The sequence below is a fragment of the Vibrio sp. D417a genome, from assembly GCF_030248595.1.
Lineage (GTDB): Bacteria > Pseudomonadota > Gammaproteobacteria > Enterobacterales > Vibrionaceae > Vibrio > Vibrio alginolyticus.
Genome location: NZ_JAHGAM010000008.1, coordinates 168960 through 185882, shown reverse-complemented (window position 1 = coordinate 185882; position 16923 = coordinate 168960). Strand labels below are relative to the sequence as shown.

Sequence of the window (16923 nt, the reverse complement as noted above, 5' to 3'; positions counted from 1 at the left end):
ATGCGGCTTAAATCAACGTTATTGGTCTTGTTTGCAGTATCATCGTCGCCAAACGCTTTGACTTTAGAAGAGTCAGTTACGTTATCTCTCGATAGCTCCCCCAGTTTGCTTGCTCGCTATTCTCGCTATGAGTCGATGGTACGAGACCGAAATGCCATAAATGGTTCATTTCTTCCTCAGGTTAATTTGTATGCAGCAGCAGGGTACGAAGGTACTCGATATAACAACGGAAACTACATCGACAGTGAAGATAGAACATTAGAAAGAACGGAGATGGGCGTAAGAATCTCCCAACTGTTATTTGATGGATTTAAAACAAGTGCTGATGTTGATCGCCTATCTTACGAGGCTGAAGCTGAACGCTTGGACTTATTGGCATCTGCGGAAAATGTTGCATTAGATACTGTCAGAGCGTATGTGGATGTTTTACATGCCCGAGAGTTGATGAAACTGACAGAAAGAAACCTAAATGAACACCAAGAGATCTACCGTTTCATTCTAGATAAAAAAGAAAAAGGTTTAACCAGCAACTCCGACTTAGCGCAGGTTTCTTCGCGTGTCGCGACAACACAGTCCTCATTGATTGCCGCCCAAAACAATCTTTCCGATGCTAGAACAAGATTTGTACGTTTGGTTGGTCGAGCGCCGCAAAACTTAGTTGAGCCTGTTTACCCGCAGGAATTGCTTCCGAATAAGCTTGACGAAGCACTCAAACAAGCGGTTAGGTTGCACCCATCCATACAGTCGGCGATGAAAGATTTAGAGGCGGCTCGACATGAAGTAAAAAGAGAAAAGGGGGATTACTACCCAGAGCTCAAGCTTGAGCTGTCAGCCAACAAAACAGACAACGTGGATAATATTGAAGGCATTAACGAAGATGCAAAGGTTATGCTGACGGTCAACTACGATCTTTTTAACGGCTTTTCTACAGACTCCCGAGTGGAGTCATCTGCCTGGCGAGTAGAGGAGGCGAGGGCTATTCGAGCAAATGCAGAACTAGATGCGAATGAAGGTGTAAGGCTGGCATGGGACGCACATACATTGCTTCAACAGCAAATGGAGTTTTTAAAAGTCAACGTTGATGCGGCGAAAGTAACTGAATTAGGGTACATCCAGCAGTTCAATGTAGGGCGACGTAGTTTGTTAGATCTATTAGATGCCAAAGTTGAAACGTTTGTTGCGAGACGGAACTACACCCGAACAAAGTACGATCATTTGGTTGCCACTTACCGTTTATTCAACTCGATGGGGATTCTGACTTATGCGTTGCGAGTTGAGTATCCAGAGAACTGGAAGGAGAACAATAATGGATAAATTCGCAGTGACGAGTCTTCTAGTTTTCATGTTAGCAGGCTGTGCTGAATCACCGAATACGACGTTGACCACTTACCAGTACAACGACCTTAAAGACAACGATAGTGATGGCGTGATAAACCAACGAGATAACTGCGCAGATACGCCCAAAGGTGTGGTTGTTGACAGTGAGGGCTGTGCGAATTGGGTCAACGACTCGCAGACACACCTGATCAGTTTTTTCTTTGCGATGGATGAGCATCAGGTAACGTCATCTCATGATATGCCGCTAAGCGAGTTGAAAGCATTGCTTCAGAGTAACCCAAATGCGCAAGTCATACTGATAGGAGACACAAGCCCTGAAGCGTCACTCGAATACAACAAAGCGTTGGCAAAGAAAAGGACGGCAGCTATACGAGAATTGCTAGTGAGAAACGGCATTCAAGATAATCGAATTGAAGAGCAAGAGTTTTATCAGAATACGGCATTGACGGTACAACTAAAAAAACGGGAAAGGCGCACAATTGCTGTTGTAAACACGAAAGCTGAAAGTACTGAACAAGCGTGGACTATATTTAGTTCGGACAGCGAGTTGACACCTAATTCGAAGTTGGAGTTGAATTATGAAAATTAAAGTATTGCCTTTCTTTACTCTAGCTTCATGTTTGATTTCACCGCTGGCATTTGCTGACTCTGAGGCTCGAACATCGATTTTTGTCGAACCAGAAATATTAGAAACGATAGAAACATTGATAGATGAGCCACGTGTAAATGTAGCGCTTGCATCTCAGTCTGGTGGTTTTAACGACATGCTAAATGACGGAGCCTCTATTGCGATCACATCTAAGAAATGGTCAGATGAAAACATCTCCCGATTTCAACGAGAAAGAGGCCACAGGCCTACACGTTTGTTTTTAATGGCAAACGCTATTGTCGTAATCAATAGTCAAAAGAGTACGGTAGATAGTGTTTCCGTTAGTGAATTGAAACGCTGTGATGCAAATACGTATGCTTTCGGGGAGATGCGTTTAAGTAACCCAGATGTGAGCTCTAATGGTTGTCAATCATCGATTCAAATGCTTGATGAAGACCGATTGAAACGGGCTTTAAGCGACGACTTGTCAGCCAAAGCTTATATGCGATACTCCGATTTTAAATACTCAGAACAGTGGTCGAGCTACAAGGCTCTCTCTGTTCATCATAATGATGACTCATGCTCTTTGAGCACAGATTGCATCTATTCTCTTCGCTATCCATTTTCCGTGGTCTATTACGTTTATATAAATAAACAATTCGACACTAATCAGAAGATCAAAAAATCAAAGCTATTTGAACTCCTTACAACCGACAACAATACACAACAGATACGAAATGCTGGGTTTATTCCACTACCAAAAGCGCTTATTAAAAGAAATAGAGTGAAGTTAGGGCTAGATGAGCCAGTTGTTTTAAACGGGTATAAATAAACTTCATACGCCTAACTATGTGGGCTTGAGTGAACGTACCGTCCTAGGAAGTTTTGCCTTGCTGCTCATTTATCTTTGGTTAACCTTTGGTCAATTGAGTTGGTTGTAAGTGGTTTTGTTGGTAATTTTTCTATTATTGTGGCAAGTTTGCTTAAAACCACTTAAGTGAATTTAAGTCATGACATAAGAAGAAAGACTCGTAGCGCTCAGAGCGAAGCTGGATCAGCAAAATAAAGTAACGTTGTCTGAAGTTTGTGAGTACTTTGGTATCTCGCGAGATTCAGCTCGTCGAGACTTAGTTAAGTTGAGTCAGCAACCTGGGTTACAAAGAATACGAGGTGGTGTCATGCTTGCGCCGATCTCTTCCCATACCGAGGCATACGCGAGTCGACCCGTGAGTGACGTTAAACATCGACTGGCTCAATCTGCCGCAGCGTTGTTGGATGAGCGCGACCATCTTGTTATTGATACCAGCACCATTTTATCTCTGCTCCCACTCTATGCAGGAAAAGCGCGTTGTGGAGAAAACAAGCTCAACGTCGTTACTAACAGCATTGATGTGCTGACCGCTGCTGAGACAAACGACACAATGGACGTTTATTTCTTAGGCGGACACTTTGACCCTTATGCCAGAGCAGTTTTAGGGGCGCAAGCAGAGCAGCAAATGCAGCATTATCACGTGAACAAAGCGTTCATTGGCGTGTGTGCATTGTCATCCCGAGGGCTGACAACAAATAGTTTGTTAGAAGCAACAATGAAACAAGCGATGATTGCTCAAGCTCAGCAGGTCATCGTCGTTTGTGAATCCCGAAAAATTGGTAGCGACAATTTCCACCACGTATGTGATTTGTCAAAGATCGACATCATTATTACCGATCATCCCCCTCAATCAGATTTTCAACAACTCCTCGATCACAATGATATTGAATGTATTGTTGTATCACCGAAATAAGGAATCTTACAATGGCTTACGATCCCGTAAAAACCGCTGTGATTGGTTACGGATATTCAGCAAAAACGTTTCATTTACCCTTCATTAAAGCGCTACCAAATTTAACGCTGAGCGCGATAAGCTCTCGTCAACAGGAGGCGGTTCAAAGTGATTGGCCAGATGCTAAGTGGTTTTCTGATGCGAATACTTTACTCGATGATAGTGATGCAGAGCTCGTAATCATTACTGCGCCAAATGACGTACATTACGAACTTGCAAAGCGTGCGTTGAACAATGGGAAACACGTCATCGTCGAGAAACCGTTTGTTACTCGTATAGAAGACGGTAATGAACTTATCGCCTTGGCGGAAGAGAAAGGTCTGGTGCTGAGCGTTTTTCACAATAGACGTTGGGATGGAGATTTTCTCACGGTTAAATCTCTTATCGAACAAGGTAAGTTAGGTGATATAAAGCTATTCGAGTCACACTTTGACCGTTACCGCCCTGAAGTTCGTCAACGATGGCGAGAGCTAGCTCAAGATGGTGGTGGTATTCTATTCGACCTTGCTCCTCATCTTCTCGATCAAGCATTGGTGTTGTTTGGCTTGCCAGATGCGATAGACGCACAATGTCGAATGATGCGTCCGGGCGCGACGACGATTGATTATTACAACTTGATACTTCATTACCCTGAGCATATTGTGCACTTGCATTCAAACTTGTATAGCCCAGAGCCGAATCTCCGATACAAAGTATTGGGTACGGAAGCTAAATATGAAAAGTTCGGATTAGATCCTCAAGAGGGCTACTTAAAAGAAGGCCGTTTGCCGGAAAACGATGCTTGGTCGGAAGAAGATGAGGCGTTATACGGAGTCCGTTACGACGAAGACGGTGCGCAAACTATCAAAACGGAGAGAGGCGCGTACCAAGCTTACTTTGTTGGTGTGGCAGACGCCATTCGTTTGGGCACTGATAACCCGGTCCCTGCCGCTCAAGCAGTACAGAATATCGCTCTGATTGAGATGGCATTGGAAAGCAGTAAAACGGGTAAAACGATTCAGGTGAAACCATGAGTTTGACGCTTGAACTCGTGGCCCGGCAAGAGCATGAACTTCAGTTGGCGGAATTTAATCATCATATTGCGTGGTCTATCGGCCTCGCTCTAAAAGAAGAGGCTGAAGCTCGCGGCGCGGCTGTTGCTATTGAGGTTTACGGCTTTGGACAAACGCTATTTCAATACGCGATGGCAGGAACCTGTGCTGATCATTTAGATTGGGTCCGTAGGAAGCGAAACTCAGTATTAAGGTATGGCCACAGCTCTTACTATCTTTCTCTGTACAACAAGCAAAAGCAACGTGATTTCGAAAATCAGCCTCATCTCGATGCTCGTGAGTACTGTGCTCATGGTGGCGCGTTCCCAATTCGGCTTTCTGGGTCTGGTTTGGTTGGGGTTGTGACGGTATCGGGTTTACCGCAGTTAGATGATCATCAGCTAGTTGTGGATATATTAAAAACGATGACAGAGACAAAACCCTCTTAAACGCCAAATATGAAAGTAGCACGGTTCTTTATCGTGCTACTGAATTCTCTTTTTAGCTCATAAAGTGTTCTTTAATGTGAGCAAATATTAACATTGATCCCAACTTACTACCTGAAAATCAAATCAATTTCATATAACCTATACGCTCATTCATATAGAAAGCCTTCAAAGTTGGCCATTGGCAATGTCTTTTAGAAGAAAAGAAAAACTCAATCTTAGAAATCTTATTGTCACCCTATGTGTGTTCAGTGTGCTTGTCACTTTGATCAACGCATTCTACTCGATTTATCGTGTTCAAAGGGATCTCATCATCAATAACACGTTAGAATCAAACCGTGTTTACGCCCAAAAAATGTCTGAAATGACAGACTCTTTCATAGAAAGCTCAATGTCGCAGCTAAAATACAGTGCGAACGTGCTAAAAGACAAGATGCATGACGCTCAGCTTCTTGATAAAGAGGCTGAGAGATTAAGAACGCAAACCAAATCATTTAACTCTGTGGTTGTCGTTAATGCAAAAGGGGTTATTATTTCTGTATCCCCTGAAACACTTCAGGTGAAAGGTGTAAGGTTAGTGGGTGAAAGAAAACGCCAGTCTTTAAACGCTCAAGCACCGGTTGTTACTGAACCATTTATATCGCCAGCTGGAAATTACTTGTTAACCATCTCATACCCTATATTTTCTCAATCTAATGAATATTTAGGTTATATCGGCGGCACTATTTATCTAGAAAAAGAAAATATTCTTGCAGAGTTACTCAGCCAGCACGCATACAAAGATGGTTCTTTCCTTTACGTTGTCGATGAGAGTAACACTCTGATTTATCACCCAGATCAATCGAGAGTTGGTGAAGTAATCGACGATAATGAGGCAATCAAAGCGGTGACGATGGGGCAGAGCGGTAACAAAGAAATTGTTAACTCTCGCGGCGTCGAAATGCTTGCTGGTTATGCACCAGTAAAGTCATCAGGATGGGGAATTGTTGCTCAGCGCCCGAAATCGATGACGTTATCTGTGCTAGATGAACAGATGTGGAATGTTTTCCTTAAGTCGATTCCAATTGGTTTATTAACTTTGTTGCTAATTTGGTTCTTGTCCCTTCTTATTTCTAGACCACTTTGGCAGTTAGCGGGTGCTGTGCGAGGTGTCGAAGAACATTCATCCTCTATCGATGATCTCAAACTGGTTAAGTCTTGGTATTTTGAGGTCTCACATTTGAAGCTTAGCTTTCTTAAAGCATTTGGTATCGTGTCAAAAACCATTGATAAGCTGCAACTGGATACATTAACAGATTCGATGACTGGATTATTGAATCGACGTGGATTAGATAAAGTTCTTGGTTTGTTTAAGCAGGAAAATACCGCGTTCTCTGTTTTGGCGCTAGATATTGACCACTTTAAGAGCGTAAACGATAACTATGGCCATGACGTGGGTGACAATTTACTTAGAGAGTTTGCGCAGTTAATGAAAGACCAAGCTCGCTCTAATGATCACCTGTGTCGTTCTGGCGGTGAAGAATTTATGATGTTTTTGGAAAAAACAGACGTAAACCACGCTATGGATGTTGCAGAGCGTATTAGACACAACGTGGAACAACATGACTTTCAGGTGGTTGGTAAGGTCACGGTTTCGTTGGGTGTTTCTCATTGGAAAGGCAATGACACACCAATTGAAGCGGTAATGAAAGACGCCGATAATGCACTGTATAAAGCGAAACATAATGGAAGAAATAGAACGGAGTTGGGTGACGACGCACAATAGATATTGTGCTTTATGCTGAACATAAAACGAGCCAGTGACTAATCTTTGCTGTTAATCGCTGGCGTAACCGCTACCAATTGCGCGAAACGGCAAGTTCAGCTCTAATTCTGGTATTTGTTTACCCACCCAAGCCGGAAATGTATTGCTATTTGGCCCTGGAAACAGCGTATATTCTTCAGCCCAAGGGTATTGGTTAATAACACTTTGTATTTTAGGGATAAGCTGGTGGGCCTTTTCACCTTGTATGGAGAGGATCTTTTCTGGTTTTGCACCATACCAATATCGATCTGGCGTCCCAGTTTGGTACTGATATAGAGCGGGTTGTCCGCGATTCACTCTCCAGCCGACTACTTCATACACTGTATATTCGTTCGCATTTTCAGGCTTTATTGCAAACCATGTATGAACGGCAAACCAGCCTCGCCAACCAAACGCGTCTGCGGCGTAAAACTCAATCACAGCATGCTTGACATTGGAAGGATCGGGTGCGATACCCGCAGGTTCTCTGCTTGCGGTACGCCAATCTCCTTGAGTGCATCCACCCAGCATAACCGCGATTGACATGAGCCAAATTTTTACAAGGTGAGTAAAGTTGAGAGGGTCTTTCATTTATTGCTCCTAGACCAACCGATGCTGGTAACGCTCTATTGATTTTAGCTATAAAAACGTGGCAAGTCTGATAGTTGAAATCCTCTCCTTATTAAAAGAGAGAGGGAAGTTAGTGCCATAATTCCAGTTCATACGTAATAATAAGGTAAGCCGATTTGTAACATGTGGCATAGACGATGCCGTATTTCTCGAACGATTCGTCTAGTTGCGTATGAAAAAGTAAGAGGTTGTATGTATTCCTTACACGGCCACATGAATTAAAAACATTGAAAAAACAGAGGTTTACAGTGGATTTTGACTGATTGAGTGAGTTTGGGACCCTCACATTGTCTCGCATTTGCTTGTTTTGGGCGGAATTTTCATCGCTCATCTTTTTGCGCGTTTAGAGTCAGCGCTCAGCTATGGCACAATAGGCGCTCACAGAACAAGTGCTGTTTGGTCATGCAAATAGCAGAAAAATAACTAGAAATAGAATAATTAATGTTTAAATCAAAAAGTATACTCGCATTAAGCATGTTCGCATTTGGCTGTTTTGCCAATCAAGATAGCGAACCAACGTCCGTTGTGCTGAACTATGGTGACTCCTCCATCAGTACTGATATTCAAGCCAATCGAAAATTTCATGTTGTCCGAGACAATGAAAGTGAGCACGTAGAATTTTCCGGCGGAATCACAAAGGAGTATTCCGATTATATTGTGAATATTCATATCATAAGAAAAAGCAATATACGCAGATCAAGCCGAGAGCTGAATACAACCGTATTGATGAACAGTGATCAGATTGGGAAGCCTTTAGTGATTGGCATTGAAAATGATGAGTTCACTAGTATCACTTTGCGTTAATGCTTAGTATTTATTGAATAGGAATGAGGAAATTGATGCTCTCAATACGCTGCTATCGCACCGAGGATGCCCCAACACTGTGGGCACTCTTTTACCATACTGTGCGAATCATTAATCGTCGCGATTATACGGAATCACAAGTTTCCGCTTGGGCACCATCAGATTTTGACCTCGATGTGTGGCAACGAAAAATGGACGATATTCAACCGTACGTCGCGGAGATAGAAGGGCAGGTCGTTGGCTATTGTGATTTGCAAGGTGACGGCTTGATTGATCATTTCTTTTGCCATCATGAATACCAAGGACAAGGTGTTGGTCGTGATTTGATGTCTTTTCTTTTTTCACAGGCGAAAGTACAGGGGATAAAACGACTGTATTCTGAAGTGAGTATTACCGCCCGACCTTTTTACGAGAAAATGGGTTTCACAGTTAAGTCTCGACAACGTGTTGAGGTTAGGGGAGAAACCTTAACTAACTTTATGATGGAAAAGTATATTTAACTTAAATAGTGAGCATTTAGTGAGCTTGAACACAGATATAAAATGTTTTCCAATGTGAAAGCGAGTTCATTGATCTCGCACCAACGTTTTGTTTGAAAACAGTGTACATAATCTTCTCTGGAACGCCATTACCGCATTTCGTCTCTGAAGGCTTAAAAAACAGTCTGAAAGTTTTGGTTTTGCGGCGGGTAATAGCGTTCCAAACGCCAAATGTGTCTGGCTAACCATCTCAGGAAGAGAAGTAGTACTATGCGCCCTTATCTCAAATACGTTGTTCCAACATTGATACCATTGCTTGTTTGGTTAATGCCTCTCTCTGCGTTCCCATTTGATGGCATTACTATCGTCCAGCAAAGAGTGATTGCAATCTTCTTGCTTGCCGCACTTTGCTGGGTATTCGAGCCAATTCCAATCTACGCCACTTCGGTTGTGATCATTGTCCTAGAGCTATTGCTTGTATCAAATAAAGGTATTGTGCTCTTTCGTTTGCAAGAGGGGCAGCCACATTTTGGTGAACTATTACAATACAACGAGATAATGGCGACCTTCGCTAGTCCGATTATTATGCTCTTCCTCGGCGGTTTCTTTTTGGCTATGGCGGCGACAAAGTACAGGTTAGATGTCAACTTAGCCCGAGTGTTACTCAAACCATTTGGACAAAAACCAAAGTTCGTTATGCTGGGGTTGATGCTGATCACAGCTGTTTTTTCCATGTTTATGTCAAACACCGCAACAACAGCGATGATGTTGTCCATTTTAACCCCTGTGATAGCAGTTTTCGGGCCTAAAGACCCAGGTCGAATTGCATTCGCTTTGTGTATTCCTGTTGCGGCCAACATTGGTGGCATTGGTACTCCAATCGGCACGCCACCGAATGCCATCGCCCTAAAATATTTGGTTGGTGACAACTTAATTACGTTTGGTGAATGGATGGTATTTGGTGTGCCATTCGTTATTGTGATGATGGCGTTAGCCTGGTTTCTGATTGGCTTTTTGTATAAAGCCGAACAAACCACCATCGATCTGAACATTAAAAGCAAGTTTTTGAAAACACCCAAAGCAATAATGGTTTACGTCACCTTTGCCGGCACGATTATTCTTTGGTTGATGGGTTCTGCACATGGAATGAATTCTTACACAGTAGCATTAATTCCGGTCGCAGTGTTCTCATTGACGGGCATCATCAACAAAGAAGACTTGAAGAAAATCTCTTGGGATGTGCTTTGGTTGGTGTCAGGCGGTATTGCTCTGGGCCTTGCTCTAGATAAAACCGGGCTTGCGAAGCTGGTGGTACACAGCATACCGTTTGATCAGTTCTCGCCATATGTTGTCTTGTTTGGTGCGGCTTTCTTGTGCTTGTTAATGGCAAACTTTATGTCGCATACAGCCACCGCAAACTTGCTGATGCCGATTATGGCTGCGCTGGGTACTTCTATGGCTTCGCTAACGCCTCTCGGCGGTGAAGTTACTCTAATCTTGGTCGTGACATTTGCCGCTTCACTCGGTATGTCGTTACCAATCAGTACGCCACCAAACGCGTTAGCTCATGCAACAGGGCATGTCGAGAGCGGCCAAATGGCTCGTATCGGTGCCGTGCTAGGCGTGATTGGCGTATTACTCAGTTTTGTGATGGTGTGGATTTTACATACTGTTGGGCATATTGGATAACCCATGTACGAAACGAAGTTAGACGCGTTAGTACAACGCTACTTTAATCACCTTGAACGCCGATTAACGGTTTTATCCGGGTCGGTGCTTATTGAGCAAGCAGGCTACAACGATCGCTTGTACTATGTGCTTTCGGGAGAGCTGGCGGGCTATTACGCGGAAGATGACAAGAAACCGATCCAGGTATTTTCTGCGTCTCAAGGTGCGTTTATTGGCGTACACAGTTTCTTTTCTGGTACGTGGACTGCCTCTTCGACAGTGATTGCTCAAACCGATGTTGAATTGGCTTGGATACAGCGCGATACGCCCGCCGTGGAAGAGGCGACATACGGACCATTGACGACACAATTTATGCCTGTGATGGTTAACGAATTATCTCGTCGTCAACGGCGCGCAATGCAAGAGGCATTGGCTAAAGAAAAAGCACTACAAAAGCTTCATACCGCAGAGAAAATGACAACGTTGGGGCAGCTTGCAGCGGGTATTGCTCATGAGTTGAACAATGCGATAGGCGTTGTAAGCAGTAAATCAGAACGGCTAGAGACAGTTATCATGGAACTGCTTGAAGAAGTTCATCCGGAAGCGAGTCAATTTTTTGATTTTGGTTTAATGCAAGGGCAGAAAGTCTCTTCTAGCGAAGCGAGAAAGCGGGGGCGCCACTTCGAAAAATACTACGGTTTAACCAAGGAGGTTGCTCGTGATCTTGCACGTGCCGTTCCAAATAATTTCCTTTCGGAACATTGGCTAAAAAGACCAGAAGAAGCGATACGTTTCTGGCAAATGGGACGAGATCTCCATGACTTACGCATTGCCTCTAAACATACCGTTGGCATTGTACGATCCGTAAAACAATTGGGGCGCACGGATATCGACTTGGATGAAGCGATTAACATCAATGATTCAATCAATCGCGCCTTGGCTCTATTGCAAAGTGACTTAAGACGAGTGAGTGTTCGTTTTAGCCCTGCGGATTTACCTGCTTTTATTGGTTCTCAAACCGAACTCGTCCAAGTTTGGGTAAATATATTAAAGAATGCGTGCGATGCACTTGGTGAAACGGAGAAACCCGGTATCGAAATACATACTCGGGAGAGTAAGGGTAAAATTTTGGTCACGATTGCTAACAACGGACCAGAAATTGATGAAGCGACACGTAGAAAAATTTTCCGGCCAAACTTCACCACTAAAAAGGGGGGATTGTCGTTTGGTTTAGGGTTAGGTCTGTCGATTGTGAAGCGCATTATCGCCGGATATAACGGTTCTATTGTAGTAAAGAGCGACAGTGAAAAAACGATTTTTAGAATCAAGTTACCAGTAGAGGGTGAACATGGAGAAGCTTAATATAATTTGCGTTGATGACCAACGAGAGGTACTAAGCGCGGTTCTACAAGATTTAGAGCCGTTAAATCAGTGGTTGAATGTCGAAGACTGCGAATCAGCAGGTGAGGCTCTAGAACTGATGGATGAATTTGATGCAGAAGGCGAGATGATCGCATTGATTATTTCCGATCATGTGATGCCAGGTAAAACGGGAGTAGAGCTGCTGACCGATGTATCAAAGGACGGTCGTTTTGGCTTTACGAGGAAAGTGCTTCTTACCGGGCAAGCGACGCACACCGATACGATTAATGCGATCAACTCCGCAGGCATTGACCGCTACTTTGAAAAACCATGGCAAGCAAGCCAATTAATAGAGTGCGTTAGAAACCTGGTGACCCAATATATCTTTGATGTGGGCTTAGATTACACTCAGTATCACGAACATTTAGATCAGAGTGTGGTGTTTGAACGTCTACGTTAATCGGGGGACATTAAGCTTGTTTTCGTCACGGCCAGTTAGTGTCTGAAATCTATAGTGAATAGTTCAGCATGTTTAACGTGGCCGTGCGGAATATTGCTCTAGTATGCTTAACTCAACGAATAGCGGCTTGCACTGGCAACAGAAAGTGGCTTAGAGAACCAATAACCTTGCAGATAATCGACGCCCATTTCGGTAAAAAATTCACACATTTTGGCGTCTTCAATTCCCTCAATCACTACTTCAATATTATTTTCCTGGCACATAGTGATAAGAAACTTCAGATATTCTTGTGAAGAGCGGTTGGTTAGTGTTTTCCACGCCATCGACCTATCAATTTTGATTTGTGTCATCGGGAGGTCGAAGAAGCTATTTAATGAACTGTAACCAGATCCAAAGTCATCCAGAGAGAGTGCAAATCCTAGTTCCCTGAGGGTATTCAGAGGGGCAATGGCTGTCTGATTATTATCCAAAATAAACGTTTCTGTTAGTTCCAACACAATAGACTCAGGATCGACACCAACCTCATCCGCCATGGCTTTAATTCGCGCAGGGAATTCACTGTTCATTAACTGAAGTACAGAAACATTCACGTTGACGCGAACTTGGTTTTGGTAACGATCACGGTAGTTTTTGATAAATTCACACGCTTTGGCAAAGACTTGATATCCGAGCTCGACAATCAAACCTTTGTTCTCTGCGACGGGGATGAATTCGTCTGGGTAAATTTCGCCAAACTCTTTGCTACGCCAGCGAACCAGAGATTCGAAGCTCACCACTTTTGAGCTTTTGGCGTCAATAATTGGCTGAAACTTAACGCTTAATGTCTGTTTTTCTAGTGCACTTTTTAGACCTTGTTCAATAAAGAAATAACGGTCTACGGCATGCTGAGTTTTCTCACTGTAAACCGCAACACGGTCTTTATTCTGCTCGCTTGCGTACTGACAAGTTCGTGCTGCTTTACGTAATATTTCCTCTGCTGAGTGACTTGGATCTATGCAAGGATACAAACCAATACTAATGTTACTTCCTAAGTATTGGCCCTCTTCAATCACTGCCTCGTGGTAGGTTTCCTTTAAACTTTCGGCATAACTTTGCAGCGTTTCTACCGAGCATTCATCGTGAATCAAAATCGCAAAGTCATCATCATGTACGCGATATACAGAACTATTTGGAGAAGGTAGGTGACTGAGAGTTTGTAGCAATTTTTCCACTAACCCATCGACCAACTCGCTGCCATATTGATTTAAGTAAGATTTAATCTCTTCTATCTGAATGTAACAGATAGATGCACAAGAATCGGTGGCTCGCACACTATCTTCAATATCCAGCAAGAGATGGGCGCGATTAGCCATACCTGACGCATTGTCATGAAATGCGACTTGATGAATGTAGCTTTCCATCAGCTTGCGTTCAGAAATATCACGGTGGCTACCAACCATATAATGACCATGTTCTGTTTCTTTGGTCATGGCTACGCCTTCAATCCAGACGTACTGTCCATTCGGTTTACGCACGCGGTAGGTCGTTGTGACCCTCGTGTTGTTGGTAATGATGTGAGCATCGACCCGAGTGGAGAGTCTTTCTCGATCGAGAGGGTGAACAAGGTCTAACCATTGCTCTAAGCTGATTCGACCAGCGTTGATACCAAGCTGCTCATAAAAGCCCTTGTTATAAAATACCATGGTGCCAAACTCATCCATGTAAAAGAGGCCTTCGTTAAATACATCGAAGATATGAATGAATCGTTCTTCGACGATTTTTAGGAACTCTCGGTCACTATCTGAGACTTGTTGGTCAAATATGGTGGTCAAGATATTTCCTCCTCGAGCCTTTTAGCATCAGAGATGAGTGTTGGGGTTGATAACATAGAGTTGATCTGCTGGCGTACATTACAATCACAAAAGTGTCAGTTCAAATTGTTTGGCTATCATTTTATGCGCTACTAGGTTAATAACATACTAAGATTAGGCGGCTAATCATCGACATTTATAAAAAATAGTCAACAGTAAAAATCATTTATAAAATACAGTTATTGATGCCGTCCGCAATCTATAAATATTTATGAATAATTATCCTAAAGTTATTTTCAGTTGTGTCGGTATCAATGTGCTGTTTTCTAACGTCATTTGTATATATGTTATCTTGGATAAAACCATAATAACAAAAAGGACTTAATGAGCGCGACCGATTATTAATTGACAGGATGCTCATTAATTGTAATCAATTCAAATTTATTATCACGCCAAGTAATCAAATCTCTTATAATGCGGACGTTAATATCGAGTAAGCCTTCTTTATATGCAGTACGATCCGAAAAATTCAATCAAAATTGCGCTCGCTGATATCGGCGTTGGTATGTTTGTTACCGCGATAGAGCACAACAAGCGCGTCAATTTAGCCAATGCAGGGCGGATATCTAGCCCTGAAGGCATTAAGAAGCTTGCTACAAGTGGCGTAAAGTATGTTTGGGTAGATCAAACATTATCTTCGCAGCAGTGTGTCTTCAAGCCTGTAGATGAATCAACTGATGCCACTAAAGAGACGCGAGAGCAGAAACACTCCGATTTTAAGAGGGGTCAACGAACTTATCGTTCGAGAGACATCCAACACAAGCGAGCCAAAAAGCTGATCGCCGAAGCAAAAGATTTGGCGCAGAAACTATTGAATCAAACTTTTGAAGGAAAAATCATTGAAGTTGATGAAGTAGAAGCTTGGGCTGACGATGTCATTGAAAGTGTTTTGATTGACTCAGATGCGTTGCAGTGTGTCTCTGCACTCCGAAAAAAAGACTCTTACTTATTGGAACACTCCGTCAATGTCGCTTGTCTTTTAGTGTCATTCGGTAAGTACTTGGGCTTGGATAAGCCAACGCTAAAACAGCTTGCTGTTGGTGGCATTATTCATGATGTAGGTAAAATTAAAGTCGATGATAAGATCTTGCACAAGCCAGCGAAGCTAACGCCTGAAGAATTTGAACATATGAAGCTACATCAAGTGTTCGCAGGTGAGATAATCCTTCACGTAAAAGGACTTAGTGACGTAAGCCGTGATGTTTGTTTGATGCACCACGAGAAGTTAGATGGCAATGGTTATCCTAGAGGCTTGAAGGGGGAGGAGATTCCAATTCACGGCCGTATGAGCTGTATTGTAGATATCTACGATGCGCTAACGGCTGATCGCTGTTACAAAAAAGGCATGAGTTCTGCGGAAGCGTTTAAAATCTTGTTGAGTCTAACGCCATTTCATTTAGACGCCGACTTAGTTTACAAATTCATTAATTGCATTGGGATGTACCCCGTCGGCTCCATTGTCGAGTTGAACGATGGGCGTGTTGGTATTGTTTGGTCTTCAAATGAATCTCAAGCATTAAAGCCAGAAGTGAAATGTTTCTACTCCCGCAAGTATAAACGATACATTGATGTCACGATGGTGGATTTAAAAACGAGTGCGTACAAAATTGAAAGAGCGATCGCGCCTTCATCGTTAGAGATCGATCCTAAGCCTTTTTATGATTAAGAGAAATAGATAAGCTTATACAACAGGCTTTACATCCTTGCATGTAGATCGTATTTTATTTGCATAACTATCTATTAATTTTTTCTAAGTTATTTAGATGCAAGATGGTTATTAAGACCTCGGCTTCATGGATAGAAACCGGGCGATAAAATAGTTCTATACACAATGGGCTATAAACCTCATTTTGCTGGAAGGGATGCCAATGCAAATAGATACATGGATTTTTTACACTCTTGCTATTCTCGTGCTCACAGCTTCACCAGGACCAAGCTCACTGTTGTGTTTAAGTAAAGGAGTGAGTAGTGGGTTTCGTATTGCTTTCATGACTGCGCTTGGCAGTTTGTCTGCGATTACGATCATCCTTACGCTCTCATTTACCGGGCTGGGAGTTGTCATTGCTTCATCTGAGTTAGTTTTTAATATTATCAAATGGTGTGGCGCCGCTTATTTAATCTGGTTAGGTATTCAAGCGTTGCGCTCATCTCAGACAGATTTTAATAAAACGGCAACGACTCAAAGTTCCGCGACAGCGTTCAGCGCGTTCACTAGTGGTTTCATTGTTGGCGCTAGTAACCCCAAAGCGATAGTCTTTTTCACCGCTTTGTTTCCTCAATTCATTGAACCTTCCGCACCGCTACTGGCTCAATACGCGATTTTCGCGTCTACATTTGTGGTTTTTGAGCTTAGCTGGCTAACATTTTATGCATTGTTAGGGGTAAAAGCCTCCGATTGGTTGTTTGTCGCTGGAAGGGCGAAGTTGTTCAATCGTTTGACTGGTGGAGTATTTATTGGTGCAGGCGTGATGTTGTCGACGGCAAACCGATAAATAAGACAGATTTCGGTACGCAGTTAGGTTTTCCCATATAGTAAGTTGGAATGCGCTAATTTAGCTTTGTCTTATTTCCAGAATGGAAATAGACGTTTTGTTTATTTTCATTAGTGGCAACAGCCAAGCAGGAGTAAAATCACGTTACTCTTTAGGGGTAGAGCTCGT

General features: G+C 42.9%; 16 protein-coding genes. 14 read left to right on the top strand and 2 right to left on the bottom strand.

Translation table 11 applies throughout. The features are described 5' to 3' along the window. The 7 genes from KI742_RS09830 to KI742_RS09800 all read left to right on the top strand — a co-directional run bounded on the left by KI742_RS09830 (nucleotide 1) and on the right by KI742_RS09800 (nucleotide 6992). The gene (locus KI742_RS09830) at nucleotides 1-1314 is read left to right on the top strand and encodes a TolC family outer membrane protein (RefSeq protein WP_285386043.1); all 1314 of its coding nucleotides are present in this window, start codon (nucleotides 1-3) and stop codon (nucleotides 1312-1314) included. Then, on the top strand, nucleotides 1307-1927 hold the full coding sequence (locus KI742_RS09825; RefSeq protein ID WP_054574113.1) for an OmpA family protein: 621 nt from the start codon (nucleotides 1307-1309) through the stop codon (nucleotides 1925-1927). The genes KI742_RS09830 and KI742_RS09825 overlap by 8 nt, the downstream gene beginning before the upstream one ends. Beyond that, on the top strand, nucleotides 1917-2759 hold the full coding sequence (locus KI742_RS09820) for a phosphate ABC transporter substrate-binding protein (protein WP_285386042.1): 843 nt from the start codon (nucleotides 1917-1919) through the stop codon (nucleotides 2757-2759). The genes KI742_RS09825 and KI742_RS09820 overlap by 11 nt, the downstream gene beginning before the upstream one ends. A gap of 217 nt (nucleotides 2760-2976) precedes the next feature. After that, nucleotides 2977-3711, top strand: coding sequence for a DeoR/GlpR family DNA-binding transcription regulator (locus KI742_RS09815; RefSeq protein ID WP_285386048.1), 735 nt, complete (start codon nucleotides 2977-2979; stop codon nucleotides 3709-3711). Between the two features lie 11 nt (nucleotides 3712-3722). Further along, a complete protein-coding gene (locus KI742_RS09810) occupies nucleotides 3723-4763 on the top strand; it encodes an oxidoreductase (protein WP_285386041.1) in 1041 nt (346 codons plus the stop codon). Next, a complete protein-coding gene (locus tag KI742_RS09805) occupies nucleotides 4760-5230 on the top strand; it encodes a heme-degrading domain-containing protein (RefSeq protein WP_005389124.1) in 471 nt (156 codons plus the stop codon). The genes KI742_RS09810 and KI742_RS09805 overlap by 4 nt, the downstream gene beginning before the upstream one ends. Before the next feature lie 184 nt (nucleotides 5231-5414). Then, complete coding sequence (locus KI742_RS09800) at nucleotides 5415-6992, top strand: sensor domain-containing diguanylate cyclase (protein WP_005389121.1); 1578 nt, start codon at nucleotides 5415-5417, stop codon at nucleotides 6990-6992. 51 nt (nucleotides 6993-7043) lie between these two features. Here the strand turns inward: KI742_RS09800 and KI742_RS09795 are convergent, their stop codons facing one another. Further along, nucleotides 7044-7601: a DUF3750 domain-containing protein gene (locus KI742_RS09795; RefSeq protein ID WP_031781286.1), complete on the bottom strand. Its 558-nt coding sequence runs from the start codon at nucleotides 7599-7601 to the stop codon at nucleotides 7044-7046. A 480-nt stretch (nucleotides 7602-8081) separates the two neighbouring features. On the opposite strand from KI742_RS09795, the gene KI742_RS09790 reads away from it, so the two are divergent. The 5 genes from KI742_RS09790 (at nucleotide 8082) to KI742_RS09770 (ending at nucleotide 12413) form a co-directional block, all read left to right on the top strand. Next, nucleotides 8082-8444, top strand: a complete 363-nt coding sequence (locus KI742_RS09790) for a hypothetical protein (protein ID WP_017634013.1) — start codon at nucleotides 8082-8084, stop codon at nucleotides 8442-8444. Between the two features lie 35 nt (nucleotides 8445-8479). Continuing rightward, nucleotides 8480-8944 carry a GNAT family N-acetyltransferase gene (locus KI742_RS09785; protein ID WP_017820619.1) on the top strand — a complete coding sequence of 155 codons (465 nt, stop codon included), beginning with the start codon at nucleotides 8480-8482 and terminating at the stop codon, nucleotides 8942-8944. Between the two features lie 249 nt (nucleotides 8945-9193). Further along, complete coding sequence (locus KI742_RS09780) at nucleotides 9194-10612, top strand: DASS family sodium-coupled anion symporter (protein ID WP_017634015.1); 1419 nt, start codon at nucleotides 9194-9196, stop codon at nucleotides 10610-10612. A gap of 3 nt (nucleotides 10613-10615) precedes the next feature. Further along, a complete protein-coding gene (locus tag KI742_RS09775) occupies nucleotides 10616-11953 on the top strand; it encodes an ATP-binding protein (RefSeq protein WP_285386039.1) in 1338 nt (445 codons plus the stop codon). Continuing rightward, a complete protein-coding gene (locus tag KI742_RS09770; protein WP_285386038.1) occupies nucleotides 11940-12413 on the top strand; it encodes a response regulator in 474 nt (157 codons plus the stop codon). Before KI742_RS09775 ends, KI742_RS09770 begins: the two co-directional genes overlap by 14 nt. Before the next feature lie 107 nt (nucleotides 12414-12520). Here the strand turns inward: KI742_RS09770 and KI742_RS09765 are convergent, their stop codons facing one another. Further along, nucleotides 12521-14224: a bifunctional diguanylate cyclase/phosphodiesterase gene (locus tag KI742_RS09765; protein WP_258470154.1), complete on the bottom strand. Its 1704-nt coding sequence runs from the start codon at nucleotides 14222-14224 to the stop codon at nucleotides 12521-12523. A 487-nt stretch (nucleotides 14225-14711) separates the two neighbouring features. On the opposite strand from KI742_RS09765, the gene KI742_RS09760 reads away from it, so the two are divergent. Together KI742_RS09760 and KI742_RS09755 are read left to right on the top strand one after the other, a co-directional pair. Next, the gene (locus tag KI742_RS09760) at nucleotides 14712-15929 is read left to right on the top strand and encodes an HD-GYP domain-containing protein (RefSeq protein ID WP_025766705.1); all 1218 of its coding nucleotides are present in this window, start codon (nucleotides 14712-14714) and stop codon (nucleotides 15927-15929) included. A 202-nt stretch (nucleotides 15930-16131) separates the two neighbouring features. After that, the gene (locus tag KI742_RS09755; protein WP_005377741.1) at nucleotides 16132-16755 is read left to right on the top strand and encodes a LysE family translocator; all 624 of its coding nucleotides are present in this window, start codon (nucleotides 16132-16134) and stop codon (nucleotides 16753-16755) included. Nucleotides 16756-16923: the final 168 nt, after the last annotated feature.